This is a genomic window from Variovorax sp. efr-133-TYG-130 (assembly GCF_030208835.1).
In the GTDB taxonomy this organism is placed as follows: domain Bacteria; phylum Pseudomonadota; class Gammaproteobacteria; order Burkholderiales; family Burkholderiaceae_C; genus Variovorax.
Genome location: NZ_JARVTD010000060.1, coordinates 1 through 1062, shown reverse-complemented (window position 1 = coordinate 1062; position 1062 = coordinate 1). Strand labels below are relative to the sequence as shown.

Annotated in this window: 1 protein-coding gene and 1 rRNA gene; both read right to left on the bottom strand. The window is 49.2% G+C overall.

Annotated features, from left to right (window positions below; genetic code table 11):
- Positions 1 to 382, bottom strand: a 16S ribosomal RNA gene (locus QRN67_RS33060); the annotation flags it as partial.
- 293 nt (positions 383 to 675) lie between these two features.
- A partial coding sequence (locus QRN67_RS33055) for a hypothetical protein (RefSeq protein WP_285415296.1) occupies positions 676 to 1062 on the bottom strand: 387 nt, incomplete at its 5' end.

Genomic DNA, 1062 nt, shown 5'->3' with positions numbered 1-1062 from the left:
CAGGCTTTCGCCCATTGTCCAATATTCCCCACTGCTGCCTCCCGTAGGAGTCTGGACCGTGTCTCAGTTCCAGTGTGACTGATCATCCTCTCAGACCAGTTACGGATCGTCGCCTTGGTGAGCCATTACCCCACCAACTAGCTAATCCGACCTAGGCTCATCTGATAGCGCAAGGCCCGAAGGTCCCCTGCTTTCTCCCGTAGGACGTATGCGGTATTAGCGTTCCTTTCGAAACGTTGTCCCCCACTACCAGGCAGATTCCTAGGCATTACTCACCCGTCCGCCGCTCTCAAGAGAAGCAAGCTTCTCTCTACCGCTCGACTTGCATGTGTTAGGCCTGCCGCCAGCGTTCAATCTGAGCCATGATCAAACTCTTCAGTTCAAACATCTTTGGGTTTTTAAGAAACCCTAAACTTGGCTCAGCAATCGTTGGTTACATCTTTGATTTCTCGCGGAGTAACTTGTGATGCTGATAATCTTGTTGACTATCAGTCTGACTCCACAAGCACCCACACGAATTGCTTGATTCAGTTGTTAAAGAGCGGTTGGTTAAGATCTTTCGTCTCAACCGAGGCGCGCATTCTACAGCAGCCTCATTTGCTGTCAAGTGATTATTTTCAGAAGTTTTCGAAGATTTCTTCAACAACTTCAACCACTTGCGCTTCCGATCTCTCGTTAGCGGGAGGCGAATTCTACAGCGTTACACGCTGCTGTCAACACCTCTTTTTCTCCGCTTTCGACCGAGAAGATCGAACCGTCAAAAGAGCCAAGCATCACCGCTCTTTCAACTCCTTCCAGGCTTCGATGAACTGAAGCAAGCCGCTGTCGAAAACTGCGTAACTCATTGAATATCAAGGAGTTTTCCGTTTCGACTGCGCCGGAAGTGGGGCGAATTATAGACTTCCTGAATCTGCCGTCAACCGTTAATTTCAGTTTTCTATCAATGCACCGAAAAAGCCTGCTTATATATAGACGCACCGTCAACAGATGCGCAGCATACGGTCCATCGCCTAAAACAACGCCTTCGGATGATGCCTCGCAATGACAGCCCAACTTCCTGGA